Annotated in this window: 21 protein-coding genes and 3 pseudogenes; 11 read left to right on the top strand and 13 right to left on the bottom strand. The window is 71.3% G+C overall.

What is annotated here, in order from left to right; all coding sequences use genetic code 11:
- Window positions 1-73: 73 nt before the first annotated feature.
- The gene (locus tag ACIBAF_RS03325) at window positions 74-724 is read left to right on the top strand and encodes a hypothetical protein (RefSeq protein ID WP_399461401.1); all 651 of its coding nucleotides are present in this window, start codon (window positions 74-76) and stop codon (window positions 722-724) included.
- Between the two features lie 12 nt (window positions 725-736).
- Here the strand turns inward: ACIBAF_RS03325 and ACIBAF_RS03320 are convergent, their stop codons facing one another.
- From ACIBAF_RS03320 to ACIBAF_RS03310, 3 genes are all read right to left on the bottom strand, one after another.
- Complete coding sequence (locus ACIBAF_RS03320; protein ID WP_399461400.1) at window positions 737-1,207, bottom strand: excalibur calcium-binding domain-containing protein; 471 nt, start codon at window positions 1,205-1,207, stop codon at window positions 737-739.
- 113 nt (window positions 1,208-1,320) lie between these two features.
- The gene (locus ACIBAF_RS03315) at window positions 1,321-1,782 is read right to left on the bottom strand and encodes a hypothetical protein (protein WP_399461399.1); all 462 of its coding nucleotides are present in this window, start codon (window positions 1,780-1,782) and stop codon (window positions 1,321-1,323) included.
- Between the two features lie 101 nt (window positions 1,783-1,883).
- A complete protein-coding gene (locus ACIBAF_RS03310) occupies window positions 1,884-2,864 on the bottom strand; it encodes an SMP-30/gluconolactonase/LRE family protein (RefSeq protein WP_399461398.1) in 981 nt (326 codons plus the stop codon).
- 225 nt (window positions 2,865-3,089) lie between these two features.
- Here ACIBAF_RS03310 and ACIBAF_RS03305 point away from each other — a divergent pair, with 225 nt between their 5' ends.
- Window positions 3,090-4,043 (top strand): oxidoreductase, encoded by a 954-nt coding sequence (locus ACIBAF_RS03305; RefSeq protein ID WP_399461397.1) that lies wholly within the window; start codon window positions 3,090-3,092, stop codon window positions 4,041-4,043.
- 85 nt (window positions 4,044-4,128) lie between these two features.
- On the opposite strand, the gene ACIBAF_RS03300 is transcribed toward ACIBAF_RS03305, so the two are convergent.
- The 3 genes and pseudogenes from ACIBAF_RS03300 to ACIBAF_RS03290 form a co-directional block, all read right to left on the bottom strand.
- On the bottom strand, window positions 4,129-4,632 hold the full coding sequence (locus tag ACIBAF_RS03300) for a hypothetical protein (RefSeq protein WP_399461396.1): 504 nt from the start codon (window positions 4,630-4,632) through the stop codon (window positions 4,129-4,131).
- A gap of 515 nt (window positions 4,633-5,147) precedes the next feature.
- A pseudogene (locus tag ACIBAF_RS03295) lies at window positions 5,148-7,067 on the bottom strand (SulP family inorganic anion transporter); the annotation flags it as partial.
- On the bottom strand, window positions 7,064-7,669 hold the full coding sequence (locus tag ACIBAF_RS03290) for a carbonic anhydrase (RefSeq protein WP_399461395.1): 606 nt from the start codon (window positions 7,667-7,669) through the stop codon (window positions 7,064-7,066). The pseudogene ACIBAF_RS03295 and the gene ACIBAF_RS03290, both read right to left, overlap by 4 nt.
- A gap of 252 nt (window positions 7,670-7,921) precedes the next feature.
- Here ACIBAF_RS03290 and ACIBAF_RS03285 point away from each other — a divergent pair, with 252 nt between their 5' ends.
- Window positions 7,922-8,944: a response regulator transcription factor gene (locus ACIBAF_RS03285; protein ID WP_399461394.1), complete on the top strand. Its 1,023-nt coding sequence runs from the start codon at window positions 7,922-7,924 to the stop codon at window positions 8,942-8,944.
- Complete coding sequence (locus ACIBAF_RS03280; protein WP_399461393.1) at window positions 8,941-10,443, top strand: sensor histidine kinase; 1,503 nt, start codon at window positions 8,941-8,943, stop codon at window positions 10,441-10,443. Before ACIBAF_RS03285 ends, ACIBAF_RS03280 begins: the two co-directional genes overlap by 4 nt.
- 140 nt (window positions 10,444-10,583) lie before the next feature.
- Here the strand turns inward: ACIBAF_RS03280 and nirD are convergent, their stop codons facing one another.
- The 3 genes from nirD to ACIBAF_RS03265 are packed head-to-tail and all read right to left on the bottom strand — an operon-like array spanning window position 10,584 to window position 14,841.
- On the bottom strand, window positions 10,584-10,943 hold the full coding sequence (nirD, locus tag ACIBAF_RS03275) for a nitrite reductase small subunit NirD (RefSeq protein WP_399461392.1): 360 nt from the start codon (window positions 10,941-10,943) through the stop codon (window positions 10,584-10,586).
- Window positions 10,940-13,534 carry a nitrite reductase large subunit NirB gene (nirB, locus tag ACIBAF_RS03270; RefSeq protein WP_399461391.1) on the bottom strand — a complete coding sequence of 865 codons (2,595 nt, stop codon included), beginning with the start codon at window positions 13,532-13,534 and terminating at the stop codon, window positions 10,940-10,942. Before nirB ends, nirD begins: the two co-directional genes overlap by 4 nt.
- A complete protein-coding gene (locus ACIBAF_RS03265; RefSeq protein WP_399461390.1) occupies window positions 13,534-14,841 on the bottom strand; it encodes an NAD(P)/FAD-dependent oxidoreductase in 1,308 nt (435 codons plus the stop codon). The genes nirB and ACIBAF_RS03265 overlap by 1 nt, the downstream gene beginning before the upstream one ends.
- Window positions 14,842-14,994: 153 nt before the next feature.
- Here ACIBAF_RS03265 and ACIBAF_RS03260 point away from each other — a divergent pair, with 153 nt between their 5' ends.
- From ACIBAF_RS03260 to ACIBAF_RS03250, 3 genes and pseudogenes are all read left to right on the top strand, one after another.
- Window positions 14,995-15,777: a sulfite exporter TauE/SafE family protein gene (locus ACIBAF_RS03260; protein ID WP_399461389.1), complete on the top strand. Its 783-nt coding sequence runs from the start codon at window positions 14,995-14,997 to the stop codon at window positions 15,775-15,777.
- 67 nt (window positions 15,778-15,844) lie between these two features.
- Complete coding sequence (cpt, locus tag ACIBAF_RS03255; RefSeq protein WP_399461604.1) at window positions 15,845-16,378, top strand: chloramphenicol phosphotransferase CPT; 534 nt, start codon at window positions 15,845-15,847, stop codon at window positions 16,376-16,378.
- Window positions 16,379-16,477: pseudogene (locus tag ACIBAF_RS03250) on the top strand (chloramphenicol phosphotransferase); the annotation flags it as partial. It abuts the gene before it with no gap.
- Window positions 16,478-16,533: 56 nt separating this feature from the next.
- Here ACIBAF_RS03250 and ACIBAF_RS03245 read toward each other — a convergent pair.
- From ACIBAF_RS03245 to ACIBAF_RS03235, 3 genes are all read right to left on the bottom strand, one after another.
- Window positions 16,534-17,154: a class F sortase gene (locus ACIBAF_RS03245; protein ID WP_399461387.1), complete on the bottom strand. Its 621-nt coding sequence runs from the start codon at window positions 17,152-17,154 to the stop codon at window positions 16,534-16,536.
- A 112-nt stretch (window positions 17,155-17,266) separates the two neighbouring features.
- The gene (locus tag ACIBAF_RS03240; protein WP_399461386.1) at window positions 17,267-17,794 is read right to left on the bottom strand and encodes a hypothetical protein; all 528 of its coding nucleotides are present in this window, start codon (window positions 17,792-17,794) and stop codon (window positions 17,267-17,269) included.
- Window positions 17,795-18,079: 285 nt separating this feature from the next.
- On the bottom strand, window positions 18,080-18,472 hold the full coding sequence (locus ACIBAF_RS03235; protein WP_399461603.1) for a gamma-glutamylcyclotransferase: 393 nt from the start codon (window positions 18,470-18,472) through the stop codon (window positions 18,080-18,082).
- 125 nt (window positions 18,473-18,597) lie between these two features.
- Between ACIBAF_RS03235 and ACIBAF_RS03230 the strand changes: the two genes are divergently transcribed.
- A complete protein-coding gene (locus tag ACIBAF_RS03230; RefSeq protein ID WP_399461385.1) occupies window positions 18,598-20,205 on the top strand; it encodes an IS200/IS605 family accessory protein TnpB-related protein in 1,608 nt (535 codons plus the stop codon).
- Window positions 20,206-20,210: 5 nt separating this feature from the next.
- Here the strand turns inward: ACIBAF_RS03230 and ACIBAF_RS03225 are convergent.
- Window positions 20,211-20,354 (bottom strand): annotated as a pseudogene (locus ACIBAF_RS03225) (gamma-glutamylcyclotransferase family protein); the annotation flags it as partial.
- A gap of 153 nt (window positions 20,355-20,507) precedes the next feature.
- Here ACIBAF_RS03225 and ACIBAF_RS03220 point away from each other — a divergent pair.
- The 3 genes from ACIBAF_RS03220 to ACIBAF_RS03210 all read left to right on the top strand — a co-directional run bounded on the left by ACIBAF_RS03220 (window position 20,508) and on the right by ACIBAF_RS03210 (window position 24,651).
- A complete protein-coding gene (locus tag ACIBAF_RS03220) occupies window positions 20,508-22,154 on the top strand; it encodes a M4 family metallopeptidase (RefSeq protein WP_399461384.1) in 1,647 nt (548 codons plus the stop codon).
- A gap of 490 nt (window positions 22,155-22,644) precedes the next feature.
- Complete coding sequence (chvE, locus tag ACIBAF_RS03215) at window positions 22,645-23,739, top strand: multiple monosaccharide ABC transporter substrate-binding protein (protein ID WP_399461383.1); 1,095 nt, start codon at window positions 22,645-22,647, stop codon at window positions 23,737-23,739.
- Between the two features lie 210 nt (window positions 23,740-23,949).
- Window positions 23,950-24,651 (top strand): DUF6215 domain-containing protein, encoded by a 702-nt coding sequence (locus ACIBAF_RS03210; RefSeq protein ID WP_399461382.1) that lies wholly within the window; start codon window positions 23,950-23,952, stop codon window positions 24,649-24,651.
- The last annotated feature ends 57 nt before the right edge of the window (window positions 24,652-24,708 follow it).

Raw genomic sequence — 24,708 nt, 5'->3', positions numbered from 1 at the left:
CAACGGATGCGATTCCCTCGCACGCAACGCCCCCTGTGGGCAGTCACGGTCAACTTCGCCGTCAGGAGCCCACATGCAAACGTGGAAGCAATTCGCCGTCATCGCCACCGCGTTGGCAACATCCCTGTCCGTCCTAGCCGCGACCGCCGATGCCGAAGACGCCAACGGTGACCACTACACGCACGCGACCACTCTCACCCGGGCGAGCTGCGTGGTCCACGCCAACTACCCCAGGCCGGGGGTTCCGGACTGGGGCTGGACCAAGCAACGGCGTTCGCCCCGCGGCAAGGCGTACAACGTCGGCGTTCGGTACACCTACAAGGACTACGCGCTCGTGCTCGACTACGCGAAGGTCGGCGAGCCGAGCTGGGGGGTCATTGCCAAGTCCTGTCTGGCCGACCCACGCGCCTACAACAAGCACGGGCAGCCGCTGCCCGATCTACGCGCCGTCGGAGGCAGCGGGACGAGCAAGGACGTGGTGATCAGCGCCCCACACGCGGGGAAGGACAAGCGGACCATGCTGCGCATCGGCACCCATCACGTCGGAACACTGCGCAACGCCCCCAAGGCCTTCGCCATCGGCAACGTCCGGGCGGGCGATCCCTTCTACATCACCACCCAACGCTGCGGAACCCACCACCCGAAGTCCTGGATCCTCGGCTATGCCCCCAACTCCGGACGCTGGGGCTACGTCCAAGCCCAGCACCTGCCCGCCTGCCACTGAGCGCCCGGGTTCTCATTCGCAGCCGACTCCGTCGCCGTCGCGGTCCAGGTGGCGGCTGTATCCGGGGTCGCCGACGTGTACGGGAGCGGCGCCGGCCGCGCGGGCGGCTGTGCAGTTCTCGTAGTAGACGCTTCCGGAGTCGTCCGAGCCGCCCGAGTCGTCGGCGGCCGTGTCGTTCGCCGCGGCCTTCGCCGTTACCGTCACCGTCTTCGTCGCCGTCACCTTCACTGTGGCCGTGGCCGTCACTGTGGCCGCCGGTTCCGGTGTGGCGGTCTCCGTGGCTGTGGTCGTCACGGTCACCGTCGGTTGGGGTGCGGCCGAGGTCGGCTTTGCCTCCGTCTTCTTGTCGCCGTCGCCGGCGCCGATGCCCGCGCCGATGAACAGGGCCAGAGCGAGGGCCGGCAGCACGTATCTCTTCCGGGCCCAGCGGGGCGTGGGGTTCTGGGTGGGCGCGGTGTTCGTGGCGGTGTACGGATTGCTCATAGCGGTCCCCCGATCTGTGATGCGAGGGGACGAACGGTATGGCCGATTTAAGGGCTGTGTAAGTGACGTAGCTGATCTGTGACTTTTCTGTGTGCATCGCCTGGGTCGGACGGTCACCAGCCCTCCGCTCCCTCCGCCAGGCGACGGTGCCACCAGGGGCCCGGTCCCGACCGGGGTGCGGGCAGAGTGCGTAGCAGATACCGGCGGTCCAACTCCGCTACCGCGCGGCCCAGTTCGGCTCGGGCTCTGGGTGGGAGCAGGCGCAACGTCTCGGCCAGGACGTCTCGGGCGTGGCGGACGTCGTCGAGGCCGCAGCCTGGGCAGGCGGGGCATGCGGAGGCGCGGGGGTAGAGAGTGCCGCGGCCGGGGGTCGTCACGAACTTGCGGTAGCGGCGCAGTGCGCTCGCTGTCGCGCCGGGGGAGAGGAAGTAGGTTCCGCTCTCGTCCTCGACGCGGTGGATCGCGAGGCTGGTGTGGGCGGAGAGGCCGTGGATGCGTACCGGCTGAGGAGTCTCGCGGGTGCGGGGGTCGGGAGATTGGTTGGCGCGCAGCGCGCCGGGGCGGCTACGCGCCATCTGCCTTTCGGCAGGCGGTGATGGTCGTCATGCGTTCATGATGACATCCCTGCCTGCCTGCCTGCCTGCCTGCTTGCTTGCCTGGCTGCCTGCCTGCCTGGCTACCTACTGGCTGCCTCGTCGCGTCGGATCGTCACCGCCACCGCCGTGAACGTCGTCTCCGGGAGCTGTGGGCTGGTGAAGCGCGCGTTGACCAGGTAGAGGCGGTTGCCGTAGCGGGCGGCAGTGGTGGGGACGTCGAAGCGGGGGTCGGTGATCGTGCGGGTCAGGGTGGCGGTGGTGGCGGTGCGGTCCAGGGACCAGACGCTGATGAGGTTCAGGCGGTTCTGGACGACGTACAGGGTGCGGCCGATGCGGTAGAGGCCGTCGCCGTTGACGACGTCCGGCGCGCCGACCAGCGTGATCCTGGTGGCGTGGCCCGTCCTGAGGTTCACGTTGTACAGCTCGCCCGGTGTGCTCTTGACGACGATCAGGCCGCGGCCGTCCGGCGTGCCGACTATCCCGTTGGCGTTGTTGACGTCGGGGAGCTGGACCCAGTCGCCGGTGAGGGGGAGCGCGCGGACCTCGCCGCCGGCGCGGCCGCGCGGGACGCCGTACAGGACCGCGTCCCGTGAGTCGGTGAACCAGGCGCGGTCGCCGAGCAGGGTCACGTCGTTGATGAAGTGACCTGCGGCTTCAGTTAGTTGATGGGTCGTCACCAATGTGCCGGTGCGGGCGTCGACCACGCGTGCCACTCCTGTGCTGCCCGCCACGTACAGCAGCCCGTCGTGGTCGAGCTTCAGGCCGACCGCGACCTGTCCGGCGCCGCCCGCGTACAGGACCTTGCCCTCGCCGGTGCGCAGGTCGGTGCGGTAGATGCCGCCGTTCGCGCGCGAGCCCTGGTAGGCGTACGGCTTGCTGCCGATGGCGATGCCCTCGGGGAGCCAGCCGTCGGGGAGGGGGTACTCGGTGGGCCAGGAGGGGGTGGGGGTGGTGGCGCCGGCTGTGGCGGGGGTCGTCGTGGCCGTGAGGGTGAGGGCGGCCAGGGCGGTGCCGCCGAGGAACGTGCGGCGGGACGGGGATGCGAAGGGGGTGGGGGTCATGGTTACGTGCCTCCGGGGTGGGGTGCGGGCGGCGAACGGCGTAACACCGTGAGCTGTGGCCGCAGTGGGTGTGCGGCTTTGCTTCTGCTTTGAACTTCGTTGGCGAGTAACGAGCCGCCGCCCGACCGTGTTCCTCCGATTGGCTGTCGAGTTCCTTTCAATCCAGTCTGGAGTCGTCGCCGTAGGCTGCGGCGAGAGCGCGGGTGCAATGGAAGGAGTGCGGTCATGGCCGGCTGGAGTGTGCGTGACATGCCTGATCAGAGCGGTCGTACCGCTGTCGTCACCGGGGCCAACAGCGGGCTCGGGTACGTCGCCGCGCGGGAGCTTGCCCGCAAGGGTGCGCGGGTCGTGCTCGGCTGCCGGAGTGAGGCGCGAGGGCGGGATGCCGTCGCGCGGCTGCGTGGTGAACTACCAGGCGCGGGCGTGGAGTTGGGGCGGCTCGATCTCGGGGACCTGGCCTCCGTACGGGAGTTCGCCGAGTCGTTGCCGTACGAGCGGCTCGATCTGCTCGTCAACAACGCGGGGGTGATGGCGATGCCGTACGGCACGACCGCCGACGGGTTCGAGACGCAGTTCGGGGTGAACCATCTCGGGCACTTCGCCCTCACCGGGCTTCTGCTGCCCGCGCTGCTCGCCGCGCAGGGCCGGTCGTCCGGGGTGCGGTCCGGGGCGCGGGTTGTGACCGTCTCCAGCATGGCCCACCTGCTGGGCAACATCGATGCGAACGATCTCAACTCCGAGCGGCGCTACCGCCGTTGGACTGCCTACGGCCGTTCCAAGACGGCCAACCTGCTGTTCACGCACGAGTTCGCGCGTCGGCTCGCGGCGGCCGGGTCCGGCGTCGTGGCGGCCGCAGCGCACCCGGGGTACGCGGCGACCAACCTCCAGACGGCCGGGCCGCGCGCCGAGGGGCGCCGGGCCGCCGAGCGGCTGATGGCGCTCGGCAACCGGGTGATCGCCCAGTCGGCGGAGGCCGGCGCGCTGCCCACCCTGTACGCGGCGACCGCGCCCGATGTCCGCCCGGACTCGTTCACGGGACCGTCCCTCGCGATGTGGCGCGGGGCGCCCGCACCGTCGCGGCGGGCGCCCTGGACCCTCGACGACCGGGCGGGGGAGCGGTTGTGGGCCGCCTCCGAGGAGTTGACCGGGGTGTCCTACGCCGCCGCGCTCAAGGCCTGAGCCGCTTGAGCAGCCTGAGCCGCCTGAGTGCCTAAGCCGCCAGAGCGCCTGAGCCGAACGAGCGGCCTGAACTCGGCCGCGCCGGTTACCGGTTGCAGCCCGTGGAGACGCGGACTTTGTTGGACCACGTGTCGGTGGCGATGTCCCACACCATCATCGTCGAGTCCTTCGCGTAGCCGTATGCGGTGCAGTCCAGCAGGCCCGTCGTCACGTTGAAGGAGCCGCCGGGGCGGCCGTTGATCCGGCGGGCGGTGGCGTCCTTCGTCCAGACCGGGATCCCGCGCGGGCCCGCGTCGCTGAAGAGGGCCATCCGTACCGTGCCGCCGACCGTGAAGCTCTGGCCGTGCATGTCGATGCCGTAGATGCCTATGGTGCTGCCCCTGCGGGTGGCCCAGGCGTAGGGGGCGCTGCGGTGGGCCTGGGCGGCGTCGATCGCCCGGCCCTGCGCGGGCGCCGGTGCCGGTGCCGGCGCAGATGCCGGTGTCGGTGTCGGTGTCGGTGTCGACGCCAGTGCCGAGGTTCCGGTGAGTGTGGTGACCGCCGCCACGGCGAGGACGGCCGCGGTGCGCGAGGCGTGCGAAAGGTTCATGATCGTTCCCCGATCTCCGCCGACCGCGCTGCGGTGCGCGGCCGATGTCCTGGGGGACACCGGACCGCGCACCGGGGTTGCAGCTTCGTCGGAGGGTTCGGGGGTGCGGGAGCACGGGGGTGGTGCGGCCTGCCGGTCGCACGTGACCTGTACCTACGCCGTCCGCCCGGGCCCTGTCAGTAGGAGGAGTAGCCCTGCGCGTACCCCCCTCCGTGGCTCTGGTCGTAGTCCCGGCCGTAGTCCTGCTCGCGGCCCTGGCGGTAGTCCTGGCCGTGGTTCTGCTCGTAGCCCTGGCGGTAGTCCTGGCCGTGGTTCTGCTCGTAGCCCTGGCGGTAGTCCTGGCCGTGGTTCTGCTCGCGGCCCTGGCGATAGTCCCGGCCGTGGTTCTGCTCGCGGCCCTGGCGGTAGTCCTGGCCGTGGTTCTGCTCGTAGCCCTGCCCGTGGTTCTGCTCGTGGCCCTGTGGGTGATCCGGGAGGTATGCGTCCGCGTACTCCTCCACGTACCTCTGCGCGAAGTCCTCCGGCATGGCGGTGGTGTCCAGGTAGAACCACTCTGCGGTGGGGCCGGGGGCGGAGGTGGCGACGGACGCGGCGACGGATGCGGTGGCCGATGCCGGGACGGGCCGGCGGCGCGGCAGTGAGTCGGGCTGCGGGGGCGCGGGGCGTTCGGCCACCGGGGCCATGCCCTCGCCCGCCGGCCCCATGGCTCCCGTTGCTCCCGTTGCTCCCGTTGCTTCTGCTGTTCCCGTTGCTCCCATCGCTCCCACGGACCCCACTGGCCCTACTGATTGCACCGGCCCCACGGACCCCACCTGCCCCTCGGCCCCCGCAGGGGCTTGTTTCGCCGGGCCCGGCATCAGCAGTTCCACCCGCAGGCCCTTGCCGCGTTGCTGGGCGGTGAACTCCTCCACCTGGCTGCGGCAGGCGTGGTCGAGGTGGGTGACGCCGGTGAGGTCGAGCCGGATGCGGGGTTTGCCGGCCTCGACGGCGGACTCCAGTGCTTCGATGACCTGGGGCAGCCGCAGGAAGGTCGCGTTGCCGGCCATCACCACCTTCGCGGTGTCGTCCTCGATGTGCTGCCGGATGACCGTCTGCGACATGCGCACCGCGGCCAGCACGATGCCCGCCGCGAGGCCGATCAGGACGCCCTCCAGGAGCGCCGTCGCCACGATGACCAGCGTGGTGAGCGTCATGACCGCGAACTCGCCGCGGTCCTGCCGCCACATCTTCGGGAACTCGTCGGGCGCGAAGAGCTTCCAGCCGCTGTGCACGAGCACGCCCGCGAGGACCGAGATCGGGATCAGGGCCAGCACCTGGGGGAGCAGGAGGGCGAAGGCCAGCAGCCACAGGCCGTGCAGGGTGCGGGAGAGCCGGGTCTTGGCGCCCGCCTGGACGTTCGCCGAACTACGGGCCACCACCGCCGTGATGGGCAGTGCGCCGACGAGTCCCGCGAGCGTGTTTCCGGCGCCCTGGGCGATCAGCTCGGGGTTGTAGCGGGTGCGTGGTCCGTCGTGCATACGGTCCACCGCTGCGGCCGTGAACAGGGACTCCGCCGAGGCGATCACGGTGAAGGTGAGGATCGCGGTGATGATCCCGGCGTCCGCCAGTCCCGCGAACTGCTCCGGTCCGGGGACGTCGACCGAGGCCAGCAGGTTGCCGACCTGGAGCGTCTTGACGTCCACGCCCGGCGCCGCGGCCACCGCGATGCCGATGCCCACCGCGACCAGGGCCGCAGGCACCTTCTTGATCGGCCCCGGCGCCTTCTTCCACAGAAAGCTCAGGACGACGGTGACGACGCCCAGGCCCGCCGCGATCAGCGCCTGCGGGTCGGCGACCGTGTCCGCGAGCAGGCCGGGGATGCCGGCCATGTTCTCCAGCGGGGTGCCGGGGGCCTTCGCGTCCATCGCCGGGTACGCCTGGCTGAACATCAGCGGCAGACCGATGCCCGCGAGCATGCCCTGGACGACGGCCAGCGAGATCGCCTGGAAGAACCGGCCCAGTCTCACCAGGCCGAGGACGATCTGGAGGAGCCCGGAGAAGAGCACGATCACGCCGAGCATGGCCACGCCGTGCTCCAGCACGGTCTCCGCGACCAGCGCGGCGAGACCGGCGGCCGGGCCGCTCACCTGGAGCGTGCTGCCGCGCGCCGCGCCCACCACCAGACCGCCGATGACGCCCGAGATGATGCCCAGCTCGGGGGAGACGCCGGAGGCGACGGCCACGCCGATGCACAGCGGCAGCGCGACCAGGAAGACGACGAGGGACGCGGTGATCTCGGTGGCGAGATCGGCCTTCGGACCCTTGGCGTCCCGCGGTCCCTGCCGGCTCTGCTGGGGCTTCGCCGGGTGACCGGCCATGTCCTCCGTGGGGGTCTCGGGAGCCCTGGGGTCGCGGGCCCGCATGCCGCGGGTCCTCGTCGCGTGGGCGCCGCTCATGCCGCGTGCACCCGAAACAGGCCGTCCGCGTCCAGCTCGTGCACCTGGCCGGTGTCCACCTCGTAGTACCAGCCGTGCAGTCGCAGCCGTCCCGCGTCGAGATGCCGACGTGCGGTGGGGTAACTCCGCAGCGCCGCCAGCTGGTTGACGACGTTCAGCTGGGCGACGTCCGGCATCGACGGGTCCTCGACGTCGCCGTCCAGGACGGGCGCCAGCCTCGGGCGGGCCAGTTGCAGCCAGGCGTCCACGCCGGGCAGGGCGGAGAGGTCGTCGCCGGACTTGAGGGCGCCCATCGCGCCGCAGTGGGAGTGGCCGCACACCACGATGTCCTGAACGCCGAGCACCTCCAGTGCGTACTCGATGGTGGCGGCCTCGCCCGAGGCGCCCTGCCGGCCGTGCGGCGGAACGATATTGCCTGCGTTTCGCAGCTCGAATATCTCACCGGGCCGTGCGCCCGTGATCAGGGCGGGTATCACCCGCGAGTCCGAGCAGGTGATGAACAATGCCTCGGGATATTGGCCTTCGGCCAGTCGCCGGTATTCACCGCTTTCGAAGTCGACCCGTCGTTTGAACGAGCGGGCGCGGTCCAGCAGTGCCTTCATGGATCCTCCCAGGTCAGAGCTGGTCGTCGTGGGGGTCCGACCAGTTCCTCATCACCGTAGAGGGGCCTTTGCCAGGCGAAGGTTAGAGGAACACTAAACCGGCGACAAAAATGGGACAGTTTTCGTCCGGAGTTGAGCCGCTGCTCACATTGTCCGGGGGGTGTGCGGCGTTTTTCTTACCGTTCTTGTAGCGTGGCGGAGCAACGGATCCACGGAACACGCGAATTCGGTTCACGGGAGAGACGGGAACGCATGGGTGTACGAGTCCTGCTCATCGAGGACGACCGGACGATCGCCGAACCGCTCGTCGAGGGCCTTGGCAACTTCGGCCTGACGGTGCATCACGTCGGCACCGGCAACGAGGGGTTGAGGGGCCCGTACGGCGATGTCGTCCTGCTCGACCTGGGGTTGCCCGACATCGACGGCATCGACGTCTGCCGGGGCATCCGTCAGGCTTCCGACGTCCCCATCATCATCCTCAGCGCGAGAGGCGAAGAGGCGGACCGCGTCCTGGGGCTGGAGTTGGGCGCCGACGACTACCTGGCGAAGCCCTTCAGCATGCGTGAGCTGGTGGCCCGGGTGCGCGCGGTGACCCGACGGACCCAACGGGGGCTGCAGGAGCGGGACTTCACTGAGACGGCCCCCGGCTACAACGCCCAGCCACAGCCACAGCCACAGCCGCAACCCCAGCCGCAAGTGCAGCAGCCCCAGTTCTCGCCACAGCCTCAACCTCAGCCTCAACCCACTGGCGATGCCGTCGGCCCCCTCGTCGTCGACCGGCGGACCCGGCAGGTCTGGGTCGGGCCGGAGGCGGTGACGCTGACGCCCAAGGAGTTCGAGCTGCTCGCGCTGCTCAGCGAGGATCCGGGGGCGGTGTACTCGCGGCAGCAGATCCTCGACCGGGTGTGGGACCCGCACTACCAGGGGCCGACGAAGACGCTCGACGTCCATGTGGCCACCCTGCGAAGGAAGTTGGGCCACCCTGCCTGGATCCAGACCCTGCGCGGGGTGGGCTTCCGGCTGGCCGTGCAGACCACCTCGCCGGGCACTCCGCAGGCGCCCGCGCCGCAGCATGCCCCCGCGCCGCAGCAGGCTTCCATGCCCCCCGCATACGAGCCCCCGCCCCCGTACCCCCATCGGACCCACGACTTCACCCAAGCCCACGACTTCACCCAAGCCCACGACTTCACCCAAGCTCACGACTTCACCTCGTCCCACGACTTCACCTCGGCCCACCAGTTCGACGAGCCCCACCCCACGGCGGCCTACCGGTGACCCGTCGGCTGCTGCTCAGCTACCTCACGCTCGCCGCGCTGGTCCTGGTCTGTCTGGAGATCCCGCTGGGCTTCGTGTACTCGCGGGGCGAGCGGGAGCGGGTGATCAACGCGGCGAAGGACGAGGCCGAGTCGGTGTCGGCGTTCGCCTCGCTGTCCATCTCGGCCGGCCGGGCGGCGCAGGACCTGCCCGAGCGGGCCGCGCACTGCGCCGAACGCATCGGCGGCAAGGTGCTGATCGTCGACGAGCGCGGCTCGCTGCTGGCCAGCTCGCATCCGCTCACCGCGAGCGAGGAGCGCGGTCTGGCCTCCTGGCCGGGCATCGCCGCCGCGCTCCAGGGGACGGCGACGGCCGACGTCCGCACCTCCACCATCGGCGGGGTGCAGTATCTGGCGGTGGCCACCCCGGTCCGGCACGGCGTCGAGGAGCAGGGAGCCGTCCGGATCACCCTGCCGACCCGGATGGTGTCCGAACGCGTCCACCACGTGTGGCTGTTGCTGGCGCTCGGCGGCCTCGCCGCGCTCACCGCGGTCGCCGCCCTCGGGTTCGTCATCGCCCGCTGGACCGGCCGTCCCATCCGTGAACTGGAGCACGCCACCCACGAGTTGGCCGTCGGCGGCGCCGCCACGCCGGTCGCGATCACCAAGGGGCCGCCGGAGGTCCGCAGCCTCGCCGCGACCTTCAACCGCACCGCCGCCCGCCTGGAACACCTCCTGGCGTCCCAGCGGGCCTTCGCCGGCGAGGCCTCGCACCAGCTGAAGACGCCCCTCGCGGCGCTGCGGCTGCGGCTGGAGAACCTGGAGAACGACATCGCCCTGAACGCGCGGGGCTCGCTCACCGCCGCGCTGACCGAGACCGACCGGCTGGCCCGGATGGTCGAGGGGCTGCTCGCGATGGCCCGGCTCGACGAGAGCGCCGCCGAACGGGAGACGGTCGACCTGGGCCGGGTGTGCGCGGAACGCCACCGCGCCTGGACGCCGCTGTACGAGCAGCACGGCGTCTGGCTGGCGCTGGCCGGGGACTACGCGGGCGAGGTGCTGGCGCTGCCCGGCGCGGTGGAGCAGATCCTCGACAACCTGCTCTCCAACGCCCTGCGGGTGGCGCCGCCGGGCTCCACGGTCTCGATCGACCCCCGCCACCAGACCCCCCGAACGCCCCACGAGCGCCGTTTCCCGCACCGGCATCCGAGCCGTCCGGCCGGTCCGGCGTGGGTCGAGCTGCACGTCATGGACGAGGGCCCCGGCATGACCGAGGAGCAGCGTCGGCGCGCCTTCGACCGCTTCTGGCGCGCCCCGGACGCCCCCAAGGGCGGTACCGGTCTGGGCCTCGCCCTGGTGCAGCGCCTCGCCCACGCGAGCGGCGGCGAGGTGACTTTGCGGCCTGCGCCGCGCGGCGGCCTCGACGCGGTGGTCCGGCTGCCGGCGGTACCGGCCCTGCCCGGAGTGCCCGCGCCCCGGTCGGCCAGACCCCTGGAGACCGCCGCGCCCGGCCGCCGATAGCAGACGGCAGGTGCGCCGGCAGGTACGACGGCAGGCGACAACAGGACGGGCGCGCCCGTCAGGCCGTCCGCCCGGAAACCCCCGTCAGGCCGTCCGCCCGGAGACCCCCGTCAGGCCGTCCGCCCGGAAGCCATTGCCCGTCAGGCCGTCCGCACCTCGTACGTCGTGATGCGCACCGTCTCGTCGTCCAGGCACTCCCCGCTCCGCAGGTCGAACCGCTGCTTGAGCAGCGGGGAGGCGACGAACGGGCGGCCCTGGTGGACGCCGGTCAGGCCGCGGGAGAGGACGGCCGCGCCGCCGAACGGGTCGCGGTTGTCGACGGCGTACAGCTCGCCCGCCCGGTCGCGGAACAGGGCGACCTGGCGGCCGTCGGGCAGCAGGGCGGCCACGCCCCGGCCGGGGAGCAGCTGGCCGAGGTCGCAGACCGTGAACCAGTCCTCGCCGCCCTCCTCCAGCCGCAGGTGGACCTTGAGGTCGGTGGTCTCGATTGCCAGGGTCATCGCTGGGTGCTCCCTTCCAGGGGACGGTGGCCGATGGTCAGCAGCGGCAGGTCGGGCTTGATCTGGTCGCGCTCGGGGACGAAGCCGACGACCGGGTCGGGGGTGTCCGGCGCGTTGACGAAGGACACGAACCGGGCGAGCTTCTCGGGGTCGTTGATGGTGGTCGCCCACTCGTCGGCGTAGTGCGCGACGTGGTCCTTCATCAGGGACTCCAACTCCTCGCAGATGCCGAGGGAGTCCTCCACGACCACGTCGCGGACGTGGTCCAGGCCGCCGGGGATCCGCTCCAGCCAGGTCGAGGTGCGCTCCAGGCGGTCGGCGGTGCGGATGTAGAACATCAGGAACCGGTCGATGAGGCGGATCAGCTCGGCGTCGCTGAGATCCTGGGCGAGCAGGTCGGCGTGGCGCGGGGTGGCGCCGCCGTTGCCGCCGACGTAGAGGTTCCAGCCGCCCGAGGTGGCGATGATGCCGAAGTCCTTGGACTGGGCCTCGGCGCACTCGCGGGCGCACCCCGACACCGCCGACTTGAGCTTGTGGGGCGAGCGGAGTCCCCGGTAGCGCAGTTCCAGGTCGATCGCCATGCGGACGGAGTCCTGGACGCCGTAGCGGCACCAGGTCTGGCCGACGCAGGACTTCACCGTGCGCAGGGACTTGCCGTAGGCGTGGCCGGACTCGAAGCCGGCGTCGACCAACCGGGTCCAGATCAGCGGGAGCTGCTCGACCCGCGCGCCGAACATGTCGATGCGCTGACCGCCGGTGATCTTCGTGTAGAGGCCGAAGTCGCGGGCGATCTCACCGATCACGATGAGGCCCTCGGGGGTGATCTCACCGCCGGGGATGCGCGGGACGACCGAGTAGGAGCCGTTCTTCTGGAGGTTGGCGAGGAAGTGGTCGTTGGTCTCCTGCAGGGCCGCCTGCTCGCCGTCCAGGACGTAGCCGCTCGCGCCGATCGTCGGGGCGAGGGACGCGATGATCGACGCGACCGCGGGCTTGCAGATGTCGCAGCCGTCGCCGCCCCGGGCGTCCTCGCGGCCGTAGCGGTCGAGGAGGTCCTGGTAGGTGTTGAGGCGCAGGGCGAGGACGATCTCGTAGAGCTCCTCGCGGGTCTGCGCGAAGCAGCCGCACAGGCCCTTGTCGACCTCGACGCCGGACGCCTCCAGTTCGGCGGTGACGAGCTGGCCGAGGACCTTGACGCAACTGCCGCAGGTCGTACCGGCCTTGGTGCACTTCTTCACCTCGGGCACGGTGGTGCACTGGTGGTCGGTGACCGCGGCGCGGATCGTGCCCTTGCGGACGTTGTTGCAGGAGCAGATGATCGCGTCGTCCGGCAGCGCGGTCGGGCCGAGCTGGACGGACTCGCCGGCGCCGGCGGGCAGCACCAGTGACTCGGGCGAGACCGGCGGGACGGAACCGGTGAACGCCTTCAGCGTGCCGTACGCCTCCGCGTCGCCGACCAGGATGCCGCCGAGCAGGGTGCCGTCGCGGCCGATGACCAGCTTCTTGTACAGGCCCGAGCGGGAGTCGGAGTAGACGACGTCGAGACAGTCGTCGGTCGCGCCGTGCGCGTCGCCGAAGGACGCCACGTCCACGCCGAGCAGCTTCAGCTTGGTGGACAGGTCGGCGCCGGTGAACTCCGCCTCGTCCTCGGCGATGGTGGCCGCGGCCGTCTCGGCCTGCTCGTAACCGGGGGCGACCAGGCCGTACACCCGGCCGTCGGAGGCCAGCGCGCACTCGCCGATCGCGAAGACGTGCGGGTCGGAGACCGTGCGGCACTGCTCGTCGACCGTGATGCCGCCGCGCTCGCCGACCGTCAGACCGCAGTCGCGGGCGAGCTGGTCGCGGGGGCGGACGCCGGCGCTGAACACCACCAGGTCGGTGGAGAGTTCGGAGCCGTCGGAGAGCTTCATGCCGGTGACCGCGCCGTCCTCGCCGACGACGATCTCCTGCGTGCCCACGCCCGTGTGGACGGACAGGCCCATGTCCTCGATGGTGCGCAGCAGGGCCGCGCCGCCGCCCTCGTCGACCTGGACGGGCATCAGGCGGGGCGCGAACTCCACGATGTGGGAGGTGAGTCCGAGACCCTTCAGCGCGCCGGCCGCCTCCAGTCCGAGCAGCCCGCCGCCGACCACCGCGCCGGTCGTCGCCGTCTTGGCGTACTCCTCGATCGCGAGCAGGTCGTCGATGGTGCGGTAGACGAAGCAGCCCACGGCGTCCTTGTTCGGAACCGGCGGCACGAAGGGGAACGAGCCGGTGGCGAGGACGAGGGTGTCGTACTCGAAGACCTGGCCGGAGCGGGCGGTGACCTGCTTCGCCTCGCGGTCGATCGTCTCCGCCGGGTCGCCGACGTACAGCTCGATGCCGTGCGTCTCGATGAACGCCATGTCGGTCATGGAGAGGTCCTCGGGCGTCTTGCCCGAGAAGTACGAGGTGAGCGCCACGCGGTCGTACGCGGGACGCGGCTCCTCACAGAGCACGACCACACGGTGCGTGGCGGTCAGGCCGCGCTCGGCGAGCGCTTCGAGGAAGCGCTGGCCGACCATGCCGTGGCCGACGAGCACGATCGTGGGGGTGGCCCCCAGGGTGGCGGTCATCAGGAGCCTCCATCGTTGGTGAGCAGGTGGAGCAAAGGGCCGCCATCGGTGGGGAGCGGCTCTGCTCCCTCCCAGGCGCGGGCGAGCGCGCCGACGGTGCCGAGTTCGCCGACGAGGACCCCGCCGACCAGACGGTCGTCGCGGACGACGACCTTGCGGTAGGTGCCCCGGGTGGCGTCGGCGAGCTGCACGACGTCGTCGCCGGGGAGCGGCTCCGTCTCGCCGAACGCGGCGAGGTCGAAGGCGCTGTTCCCGGCGAGCGTGAGCCGGGTCAGGGCGCGGGTGCCGGAGTAGCGGGATGCGGCGCTGCCGGTCAGCGACTCGGCGAGGACGTCCGCCTGTTCGAGCGCCGGGGCGGCCAGTCCGTACACGTTGCCGTCGTGCTGCGCGCAGTCGCCGATCGCGCGGATGTGCGGGTCGGAGGTACGCAGTTCGTCGTCCACGAGGATGCCCTTGTGGACGGCGAGCCCCGCGTCCTTGGCGAGACCGGCGCGCGGGGAGACCCCGCAGGCCAGCACCACCAGATCGGCGCCGAGGGTGTAACCGTCGGCCATCTCGACCGAGCGGACGGCCCCGCCGACGCAGCGCACGTCGCGCACCCGGCACTCGGTGTGGACCTCGACGCCGAGGTCCTTCAGGTGCCGCAGCACCAGCTTCGAGGCGCCCGGGTCGAGCTGGCGCTCCATGAGCCGCTCGGCCTGCTGCGCGAGGACGACCTGCGCGCCGCGCATCGCGAGGGCGCGGGCCGCGGAGACTCCGAGGAGCCCGCCGCCGATGACGACCGCCCGCACTCCCGGCCGTACCGCCTTCGACAGACCGAGGCAGTCGTCCATGGTGCGGAACGCGTGGACGCCCTCCGGCAGCACGTGGTCAGGGGTGCTGTGCCTTCCCGGGGGACAACCCCCGGACCCCCGGCCGGAAGAGCGGGTCGGCTCCTCAGCCCGGCGGGCAGAGGCGAGGTATGCGTCCCTGAACAGGCCGCGCAGGGGCGGCAGCACCGGATTGGAGCCGGTGGCCAGGACCAGCGTGTCGTATGCGATCTCCGAGCCGTCCGCGCAGGCCACCGTCCGCCGGTCGCGGTCGATCCCGGTGACCCGGGCCCGGACCAGTCCGGCGGGCGCGGGCAGCGCGATCACCTCGGGGGCGTACCGGCCGGCCAGCACCTCGGCGAGCAGGACCCGGTTGTACGGCCGGTGCTGCTCCTCGCCGATCAGCAGCGCGGGCGTGCCCAGCTCGCCGAGCCGGCGGGCGAGTCGTACGCCCGCGAGGCCGGCGCCGATCACCACCACACGCGAATTCGAGGTCATGTCCAGGAGCGTGCGGTGCCGACGTTACCCGGCCGCATCACGGTTGTTTCCCGCGAGGAACGCTGCCCTCAGCGGGGGCGGGGGGTGGGTGTGAGGGTTGCTCCCCACGGCCGTCACACAGGTCCCGGCCGCGGTCGCATAGGGTTCCTGACCATGCCCGACATATCCCTGACCATGCTGGCGCTGCTCTGCCTCGCCGCTCTCGCGGCCGGCTGGATCGACGCGGTGGTCGGCGGGGGAGGGCTGCTGCTCCTGCCCGTGCTGCTGCTCGGCCTCCCGGCCGGGACGCCGGCGGCGACCGCGCTCGGCACCAACAAGGCGGTCGCGATCGTCGGCACGTCGGGCGCGGCGGTGACGTACGCGCGGCGCACGCCCGTGGACGTACGGATCGCGGTGCGGATCGGGCTGGCGGCGCTGGCCGGGTCGTCCGGCGGGGCCTTCTTCGCCGCGGGGATGAGCACGGAGGTGCTGAAACCGGTGATCATGGTGGTGCTGCTGGGCGTGGCCGCCTTCGTGATCCTGCGCCCCGCCTTCGGCACGGCCCCCGCCACCGGCCCGGCCTCCCGCCGCCGGATCCTGGCGGCCATCGCCCTCGCCGGCCTCGGCATCGGCTTCTACGACGGTCTCATCGGCCCCGGCACGGGCACCTTCCTGGTGCTCGCCCTCACCGCCGTCCTCCACCTCGACCTGGTCACCGCCTCGGCCACCGCCAAGATCGTCAACTGCTGTACCAACGCGGGCGCGCTCGCGACCTTCGCCTGGCAGGGCGCCGTGCTGTGGCAGTTGGCGGCCGTGCTGGCCGTCTTCAACCTCGCGGGCGGGATGCTCGGCGCGCACACGGCTTTGAAGAAGGGCAGCGGCTTCGTCCGGGTCGTCCTGCTGACGGTGGTGTTCGCACTGGTCGCGAACCTGGCGTACGACCAGTGGGTCGCCTGAAAACGAGTGGGGGAGTCGGGGCCGGCCCCTTACCGTGACCCGCGTGACGACGCGTGCGACGACTCAGGTGATCGTGCTGAACGGCGGCTCCAGCTCCGGCAAGTCGGGGATCGTGCGGTGTCTGCAGGAGGTCCTGCCGGAGCCCTGGCTGGCCTTCGGCGTCGACTCGCTGATCGAGGCGATGCCCGGGGCGGGCACCGGGATCGAGTTCGCAGCGGACGGCGAGGTGAGCGTCGACGACGCGTTCATGACGCTGCAGGCGGCGTGGGTGACGGGCATCGCCGCGATGGCCCACGCCGGCGCCCGGGTGATCATCGACGACGTCTTCCTCGGCGGCGCGCGGTCCCAGGAGGGGTGGCGCGAGGCCCTCGCCGGACTCGACGTGCTCTGGGTCGGCGTCCGGTGCGAGGCCGCGGTGGCGGCGGGCCGGGAGATCGCGCGCGGCGACCGGGTACGGGGGATGGCCGAGCAGCAGGCGGAGCTCGTGCACCGGGGTGTGGTCTACGACCTGGAGGTCGACACCACGCACACCGAGGCGCTGGACTGCGCGCGGACGATCGCCCGGGCGATGGCCCGCCCCGTGCTCAGCGGTTCCCGGTGAGCCGAGCAGCAGGCGGAGCTCGTGCACCGGGGTGTGGTCTACGACCTGGAGGTCGACACCACGCACACCGAGGCGCTGGCCTGCGCGCGGTCGATCGCCCGGGCGATGGCCCGACGAGGCGCTGGACTGCGCCCGGGCGACGGCCCGACCTGTGCTCAGCGGTTCCCGGTGAGGTGTGCGAACACGACCACGTTCCCCTGGTAGCCGGTCGACTTCGAGTAGCCGCCCCCGCAGGTGATCACCCGTAGCTCGGGCCGGTCGGCCGCGCCGTACACCTTGTCGTCGGGGAAGCGGCTGGCCTCGTACACCTCGACGGCGTCGACGGTGAACAGGGCTGCGCTGCCGTCGCGCCGGTCCACCTCCACGGTGCTGCCCTTGCGCACCGCGCCGAGGTCGTAGAAGACGGCGGGGCCGTCGGCGTTGTCGACGTGGCCGGCCACGATCGCGGTGCCGGTCTCTCCGGGCGTGGCGCCGGCCTCGTACCAGCCGGCGAGGTTCTTCCTCCCGGGGGGCGGCACGTCCAGGCTGCCGCCGGCCGTCAGGCCCAGGCCCATCAGGGGGGCGTTCACCCTGATCGCGGGGATGCGGATGCGGACGGGCGGCGACGGCGGCAGGGCCGGGACGGAGCGTACGTCCGTGCTCCCCGAGCGGGCCTGGGCCGCGGACGGCTGCGGCGGGGGATGCGTCTCGGCGCCGCTGTGCAGCAGCCAGGCGCCGGAGCAGAGGGCGACTGCGGTCACGGCCGCTATCGCGGTGTTGCCGACTTCGCGGCGCATCGTGGAACTCCTCTCGATGACGCCCCGTGCCCCCCTCCGGGCCGCGAGGGGCGTCGGACCCGGAGGGGGAGGGGACATGCGGTACCGGCTGACGGACAGCGGAGGGTGTCCGTCAGAACCCGTCGCCTCTCGCCCGGCGATGCAGGAGCCAGGTACCGCCCGCGGCGGCGACGGCGAGAGCCGCCACACCGGCCGCGGTCTGTACGGGGTCGGGGCCCAGTGCGCCGCCGACCCCCGTCTTCACACTTCCGTGCGGAGCCACCTGCTGCCGGTCCGAGGCCAGCGTGACCACCAGGTCCCCGGTGATCCGCCGTCCGTCCCCGCCGCACTCCGCGACGATCTCGTACGTCCCCGGCTGCGCGCTCGGCGGCACCTGGAACTGACCCGTGGCCTCGGCCTCGTGCGAGCTGGGCGCGAGGGTGAAGCGACCGGCGCCCACCGCGCCGGCGTCGCCCGCCGCCGCCCGGCCGTTCCCGCACGCCGCCGTGTTCACCGACACCTGCCCGCCCGGCACCGCGGTGGAGGGGTACACCTCCAGGTTTCCGGCCCGCGTACCGGCCGCGTGGGCGGGTCCGGCGAACCCGGCCGCGGCGGTGACGGCGAGCGCGGTGCCGGTCAGCAGCCGGGTGGTGCGTCGCATCGGTGCTCCTCACGAGCTGTTCGAGATGTCGAGATGTCGAGGCCTTCGAGGTCTTCGAGCGTCTTCGAGCGTCTTCGACGTGCTGTGCCCTTCCGAGGTAAGTCGCACTGGCGCGTGCGCGCTTGCTGATGTCGCGTCAGGAATGGGATGAATGGGTGTCAGATTCGATGGCGCACGGCTGCCGTTGCCTGCGTTTCAGCAGGTCATCGCCGTACTGGCGGCAAGGTGAGGAAAAGCTTCCGCAGCGGGTGTGAACGGGTGACCGGCCACCGCCGCGCGAGTGGGTCACCGTGGCGCGAGCCAGTCCCCGCCCTCGACCGGGTTCTGCTGGGCCCGCAGTCGGGCGGCGACGGCGGGCGCGGCGACGTACACCCAGGCGCGCACGGGAGCCGAGCCGTCCTCGCGGAGCACCGCCCGCGCGACGCGCTCGTAGAGGTTGCGCGGGTCGCCCGGCCGGTATTCCTCCAGCCGGTCGAGCTCGGCGAGCAGCCGTGCGTACACCGCCGGGAGGGCCGTCACGAGCTCCCCGACGACGGACGCGCCCGCAGCGCCCGGCTGTTCGACCGCGTAGGGGTTTGGAGCTGCTGCCGCTGGAGTGGGTTCAAGAGCGTTTTGGTGAGCGGGAGTGAGTGCTGCTGGTCTGTGTGTCACGTGCCTGGGCGGTGGTGTCGGTTTCAGCGGGGTACTGGCGTTCTCTCATCGAATGCGTGACCTTCATGGGCGGGGCTCGTTTCCCATGGCGACGGGATCTTCGGGTGGGGCCGGGCGGGGGTGACGGGGTGGGTGAACTGAGGAGCATCGCCGTGCCGTTCGTCGCGTTCGGCCCCAGTGGCGTGGCCGTGCGGACCCGCCTCAAGCAGTTGACACCCGGCGATGAGAAGGCGCTGCGGCTGGTGGGAGCGCATCTGGGGTCGCTGGCCTCGAAGGATCTCAAGGCGCGCTGCCGGGACGGCCTGGACCATTCCGGTCAGGCGTGGGCGGTGCGCAAGCGGGAGCTGACGCCGCTGTCGTCGTCACGGTGGGCGGGCAGTATCACCAAGGCCTCGCACGAGCAGTGGGCGCTGGCCCGACGTGGCCAGTCGGCGCACATCCAGACTCTGGAAGCCGGCATCCGCACCCTCGAAGACCGGCTGTCCCTGCCGGTCGGGCAGAAGGGAACCAAGAAGGCGCCCGGGGGGTACCGGTCGCGGCGGGAGTGGCATGCCAAGTCCCGGCGGCTGCGGGTGCTGCAGGACCGGCTGGCCGCCGCGCGGGCCGACCGGGAGGCCGGACTCGTGCACGTCGTGCGGGGCGGCAAACGGCTGGCCCGCACCCGCCACCACTTGGAGGCGGCTCAGCTCACCACGTCTGCGTGGCGCGGGCGGTGGGAGGCGCAGCGCTGGTTCTGCCAGGCGGACGGGGAGTCCGGCAAGCGCTACGGCAACGAGACGATCCGCGTCAGCCCCGAGGGCGAGGTGAGCGTCAAGCTGCCCGCCCCGCTTGCTCGTCTGGCCAACGCCCCGCACGGCCGGTACGTCCTGGCCTGCCGGGTCGCGTTCGCGCACCGGGGCGCCGAATGGGCGGACCGCGTCGCGGCCGACCGGGCGATCGCCTACCGCATCCACTACGACACCGGCCGCAACCGCTGGTACCTGACCGCCGCCTGGCAGATCCCGCCCACCCCCACCCTCCCCGTCGAGGCCGCGCTCGCCCACGGCGTGATCGGCGTCGACATGAACGCCGACCACCTCGCCGCCTGGCGCCTGGACGCCCACGGCAACCCGACCGGCAGCCCGCGCCGCTTCTTCTACGACCTGACCGGCGCCGCTGAGCACCGTGACGCCCAGGTCCGCCACGCCCTCACCCGCCTCCTGCACTGGGCCCGCACGTGCGGTGTGAAGGCGATCGCGGTGGAGGACCTGGACTTCGCCGCCGAGAAGACCCGCGAGAAACACGGCCGCCGCAAACGCTTCCGGCAGCTGATCTCCGGCATGCCCACCGGGAAACTCCGCGCCCGACTGTCCTCGATGGCCGACCAGGCAGGCATCGCGGTCATCGCCGTCGACCCGGCGTACACCAGCCGGTGGGGCGCCCAGCACTGGCAGAAACCCCTCACCACCACGACCAGGAAGACCACCCGCCACGATGCTGCCGCCGTGGCGATCGGAAGGCGCGCCCAGCGACACCCGATCCGGCGACGGACGGCACCGCCCCCACAGCACCGGAGTGATGCGGTGGGGCATCGGACCGTCCAGGCCGGACCAGGTGTTCCCGGGCGTGAGGGAACCCGCCCCCGCATCCCCGGACCACGGACACGATCCGTGCCGCCCGGACGCGGAGCGAACGCGGGCAACCAGAACGCCCAACACCGTCCGGGGCGTTCGGCCGAGCACGAGACCTGGCAACAGGACTCACTCCCGCTCAGTCCCTAGGAACGGTAGCCGGGCCCGTCGTACAGCACCGCGCCGCTCAGCCGGGCCGGCTCCTCGCGCAGGGTGCGGCCGCGCAGGAGGGCGTCGTGGTTGACCTCGCCGGGGCGGAGGGTGCCGTAGACGAAGAAGGGGAGTTCAGGGGCGGTCACAGAAACGATTCTCTCCCCTCACCGCCCCCACACCGGTCTTCCGCGTAGGCGCTATGGACATGACATGTCAGGGCCCCTTAAATGCCAGGACGACGTCAGCGCCACCCCCACACGCGCCCCCACGGCGCCTTCCCGAGGAGACCGAAGACACTGATGAGTCGGATACGGCAGCACGTCCGAGGTTCCCGTCTCGCCACCGCCGGCATCGCCGCCACCACGGCCACGCTCCTGGCCGCCGTACTCTCCCCGGTCGCCGACGCGGCCGACAGACCGACCCGGGCCACCGCCCTGGACAACGCGGCGGCGGCCCTCGCCGACCACGCTGCGGCCCTGGGCCTCACCTCCGTGCAGGGCGCCTCCGTCCGTGACGTGGTCGTCGACGAGGACGGCGTCCAGCACGTCCGCTACGACCGCACCTACCGCCGACTCCCCGTCCTGGGCGGGGACTTCGTCGTCCACCTGGCCCCCGACGGCAGCTACCGCAGCGCGAACCGGGCGACGCGGGCGGCGATCTCGCTGGCGAGCATCACGCCTAAGCTGTCGGCGCCCAAGGCCGCCGACGTGGCCGTCAACGCCCTGCGCGCGGCCAACCTGGGCCAGCCGCTCAAGCAGGTGAAGGCCAAGCCCCAGCTGGTCGTCGACGCCCTGCACGGCGCCCCGAAGCTGGCCTGGCGGACGAACGTCGTCGCCCTGGACTCGCTCGGCAACCCGGTCGCCCGCGCGGTGCTCACCGATGCCCGCACCGGCGCGCAGATCGACGCCTGGGACACCATCGAGACGGCGACGGGCGACGGCAAGTCCCTGTACGGCGGCACGGTCCCGCTGGAGACGACCCTCTCGGGCTCGACGTACCAGCTCAAGGACCCGACGCGCGGCAACACCTACACCGGTGACGCGGCCAACAAGACCGACCTGTGCATCTTCGGCATCTGCATCAGCCGCGCCCCCGCGACCCTGTTCACGGACGCGGACAACCACTGGGGCACGGGCGCGAGCGCCGACCGCTCCACGGCCGCCGTCGACGCCCAGTACGGCACCGACGTGACCTGGGACTACTACAAGAACGTGCACGGCCGCAACGGCATCGGCAACGACGGCAAGGGCTCCTACAACCGCGTCCACTACGGCAACGCCTACAACAACGCGTTCTGGGACGACAGCTGCTTCTGCATGACCTACGGCGACGGCGACGGCGCCCAGCTCGGCCCGCTGGTCGCCCTGGACGTGGCCGGCCACGAGATGTCCCACGGCGTGACGTCCAAGACGGCCGCGCTGACCTACTCGGGCGAGTCGGGCGGCCTGAACGAGGCCACGTCCGACATCTTCGGATCGCTCGTGGAGTTCTACGCGGGGAACTCCTCCGACGTCGGCGACTACCTCATCGGCGAGAAGATCGTCCGCTCCGGCTTCGGCCGGGACGCCCTGCGCTACATGGACAAGCCGAGCAAGGACGGCAACTCCGCCGACTACTGGAGCAGTTCGGTCGGCAACCTCGACGTCCACTACTCCTCGGGCGTCGCCAACCACTTCGCCTACCTGCTGGCCGAGGGCAGCGGCGCGAAGACGATCAACGGCGTGACGTACAACTCCCCGACGTACAACGGCTCCACGGTGACGGGCATCGGCCGCGACAAGCTCGGCGCGATCTGGTACCGCGCGTTGACGGTCTACATGACGTCCTCGACGAACTACGCGGGCGCGAGGACGGCGACCCTGAACGCGGCGAAGGACCTCTACGGCAACGGCAGCACCGAGTACAACGCGGTGGCGGCGGCCTGGAGCGCGGTCAACGTGAACTGACCTCGCTGACGACCTGCTCCTGGGCACGCTCCTGGGCGCTCCTGGGCAGGCTCCTGGGCACGTGACGCGGCCGCCTCGGTCCTCGGGACCGGGGCGGCCGCCGTGTCGTCGCCGCCGCGGTTTCAGTACTTTCTGGAACCGTTTCTGTTCGGACAGTTGACACTCTGCACGCCCCCTCCTAATCTCGCGCCAAACTTGCGACCATGTGACGGTATTTCGAACGGCTGAAAGGCAAGCGCTCTGCGCACCACCGGAATCGGTACATACGCGACAGGAACGCCATGGTGCGGCCTGACGTATGCACAGGTGTTCCGACCCGCAGTCGTCCCAGCGCGACCCGCTGCCTGTTCCCCGTTCCCGAACGTGCACACCCAGTCCCCGACGGCGTCGGCGACCGTGGGCGGATCCGCCGCGGCGCGCCGTTCCACGTGAGTCCGGTCCGCGGGTACGCCGTCACTCTCAACGACGAGAAGAACGAGGAACGATCACCATGCGCAACCGAAGAGCCGCGCTCGCCACGATCGCCGGCGCCGCCTCCTTGGCCCTCACCCTGTCCGCGTGCGGCGAGAGCACCACGGGCAGCTCCAAGAAGGCCGGCGGCACCATCGGCATCGCCATGCCGACCGAGGCCTCCGAGCGCTGGCTCACCGACGGCAAGAGCATGGTCAACGACCTGAAGGGCGACGGATACCAGGCCAAGCTGGTCTACGGCCAGGACGACCCGAAAACCCAGGTCTCACAGATCGCGAGCCTGATCAAGGAGGGCGTCGACGCACTGATCATCGCGGCCATCGACAACAAATCGCTGAACGGCGTGCTCCAGCAGGCCGCCGACGCCAAGATCCCGGTGATCTCCTACGACCGGCTCATCCTCGGCACCCCGAACGTCGACTATTACGTGTCCTTCGACAACGAGCAGGTCGGCCGGTTCCAGGCCCGCTACATCATCGACAAGCTCGGCCTGGAGAAGGGCAAGGGCCCGTTCAACATCGAACTGTTCGCCGGCTCCCCGGACGACAACAACACCAAGTACTTCTTCGACGGCGCGATGCACCTTCTCCAGCCGTACCTGGACGGCAAGCAGTTGGTCATCCGGTCCGGCCAGACCGCGCTCAAGCAGGTCACCACCCTGCGCTGGGACGGCCCCACCGCGAAGAAGCGCATGGAGGGCATCCTCTCCGCGTCGTACGGCAACAAGACGGTCGACGCGGTCCTGTCGCCGTACGACGGCATCTCCATCGGCGTCCTGAACGCGCTGAAGGAGGACGGCTACGGTTCCGGAAACAAGCCCCTGCCGATCATCACCGGGCAGGACGCCGAACTGGCCTCGGTGAAGTCGATCATCGCGGGTGAGCAGTCGCAGACCGTCTACAAGGACCTCCGCCTGCTCGCCGGGGTCGCCGCGGAGATGGCCGACGACATCCTCACCGGCAAGACGCCGAAGATCAACAACAGAAGGGCCTACAACAACGGCGTCAAGACCGTGCCGTCCTACCTGCTCCAGCCGACGACCGTCGACAAGAGCAACTACGAGTACGTCCTGGTCGCGGGCGGCTACTACACCGACGCCGAACTCAAGTCCTGAGGCGATCCGCTCCCGGAACCCGCGCGGTCGCCGCGCCTACCGGCCGAGGACTGCCACGGCGCGCCTCCAGGGAGCGGAGCGTACACACGGCGCGGGGCGGCTGCGCCCCGAAACAACTCCCTTCCGCGTGGCTGGATCACCCGCTACGCTCCCCCAGCGCGCATCCGGCGCGAGCAGGGGGTACCGGGGGTAATAGGGGACATGGGGGACATGGTCGAGGAAGTTTCCGCGCCCGAGAAGGGCCCGAACGCATGGGCTCAGGCCATCGCGGCGCTGGTCGTGGTCGGGGCGCTCGGGGGCGGGCTGTTCGTGATCCAGAAGAACGATGCCAAGGCCGCCGACGAGCCGGCGACCTGCACCGCCGACGACAAGGACAAGAAGGCCGACCGGGCCGCGAAGGCGGCGCACCGCGTCTCGGGGACCCAGTTGTGCACGGCGCTGAACCGCGCGGACCTGCCGACGCTCCTCGGCACCCCGCGCGAGCACGCGCGGACCGCCTACGGCAGTGACGGCACGGTCGAGGTGGGCGGCTCGCAGACCCCGACCCCCGAGGGGACCGTCCAGCTGGACACCTACACCGTGCAGCTCTCGCGGTCCTACGACGACTTCCCGGTCGGCGGGACGGAGGAGCTGCTGAACGAGGCGGAGAAGAAGACGATCCTGGGTCACCCCGCGGTGCTCTACTCGGGCCAGACGATCGCCATCCAGTTCAACCTGGGCGGCGGCAAGTCCGACACCGCTCCCGGCGGCATCGCCCGCACCCTGGTCGTCGCCCCGGACACCAAGGACGGCGGCGGCTCCTACGAACTCGCCATCTGGCGTCAGGACAGCGTGCGTCCGGACGACGCGGCACTGCTGCGCGTGGCGCAGAAGGTGCTGCCCGCGATCCCGGGCTGGACGGCAGCCGGCTGACGACCGCGGGCTGACGGCCGCAGGCTGACGACCATCGGCTGACGGCCGTGCCGAAGG

Source organism: Streptomyces sp. NPDC051677 (assembly GCF_044453465.1).
Classification (GTDB): Bacteria; Actinomycetota; Actinomycetes; order Streptomycetales; family Streptomycetaceae; genus Streptomyces.
The sequence above is the reverse complement of the archived record's forward strand: the minus strand, read 5'-3'. Positions and strand labels throughout refer to the sequence as shown.

Coding starts and splice junctions, on each gene's coding strand:
- ACIBAF_RS03325 (WP_399461401.1), top strand. CDS start 74: ATGCAAACGTGGAAGCAATTCGCCGTCATCGCCACCGCGTTGGCAACA.
- ACIBAF_RS03320 (WP_399461400.1), bottom strand. CDS start 1,207: ATGAGCAATCCGTACACCGCCACGAACACCGCGCCCACCCAGAACCCC.
- ACIBAF_RS03315 (WP_399461399.1), bottom strand. CDS start 1,782: ATGGCGCGTAGCCGCCCCGGCGCGCTGCGCGCCAACCAATCTCCCGAC.
- ACIBAF_RS03310 (WP_399461398.1), bottom strand. CDS start 2,864: ATGACCCCCACCCCCTTCGCATCCCCGTCCCGCCGCACGTTCCTCGGC.
- ACIBAF_RS03305 (WP_399461397.1), top strand. CDS start 3,090: ATGGCCGGCTGGAGTGTGCGTGACATGCCTGATCAGAGCGGTCGTACC.
- ACIBAF_RS03300 (WP_399461396.1), bottom strand. CDS start 4,632: ATGAACCTTTCGCACGCCTCGCGCACCGCGGCCGTCCTCGCCGTGGCG.
- ACIBAF_RS03290 (WP_399461395.1), bottom strand. CDS start 7,669: ATGAAGGCACTGCTGGACCGCGCCCGCTCGTTCAAACGACGGGTCGAC.
- ACIBAF_RS03285 (WP_399461394.1), top strand. CDS start 7,922: ATGGGTGTACGAGTCCTGCTCATCGAGGACGACCGGACGATCGCCGAA.
- nirD (WP_399461392.1), bottom strand. CDS start 10,943: ATGACCCTGGCAATCGAGACCACCGACCTCAAGGTCCACCTGCGGCTG.
- nirB (WP_399461391.1), bottom strand. CDS start 13,534: ATGACCGCCACCCTGGGGGCCACCCCCACGATCGTGCTCGTCGGCCAC.
- ACIBAF_RS03265 (WP_399461390.1), bottom strand. CDS start 14,841: ATGACCTCGAATTCGCGTGTGGTGGTGATCGGCGCCGGCCTCGCGGGC.
- ACIBAF_RS03260 (WP_399461389.1), top strand. CDS start 14,995: ATGCCCGACATATCCCTGACCATGCTGGCGCTGCTCTGCCTCGCCGCT.
- ACIBAF_RS03245 (WP_399461387.1), bottom strand. CDS start 17,154: ATGCGCCGCGAAGTCGGCAACACCGCGATAGCGGCCGTGACCGCAGTC.
- ACIBAF_RS03240 (WP_399461386.1), bottom strand. CDS start 17,794: ATGCGACGCACCACCCGGCTGCTGACCGGCACCGCGCTCGCCGTCACC.
- ACIBAF_RS03220 (WP_399461384.1), top strand. CDS start 20,508: ATGAGTCGGATACGGCAGCACGTCCGAGGTTCCCGTCTCGCCACCGCC.
- chvE (WP_399461383.1), top strand. CDS start 22,645: ATGCGCAACCGAAGAGCCGCGCTCGCCACGATCGCCGGCGCCGCCTCC.
- ACIBAF_RS03210 (WP_399461382.1), top strand. CDS start 23,950: ATGGTCGAGGAAGTTTCCGCGCCCGAGAAGGGCCCGAACGCATGGGCT.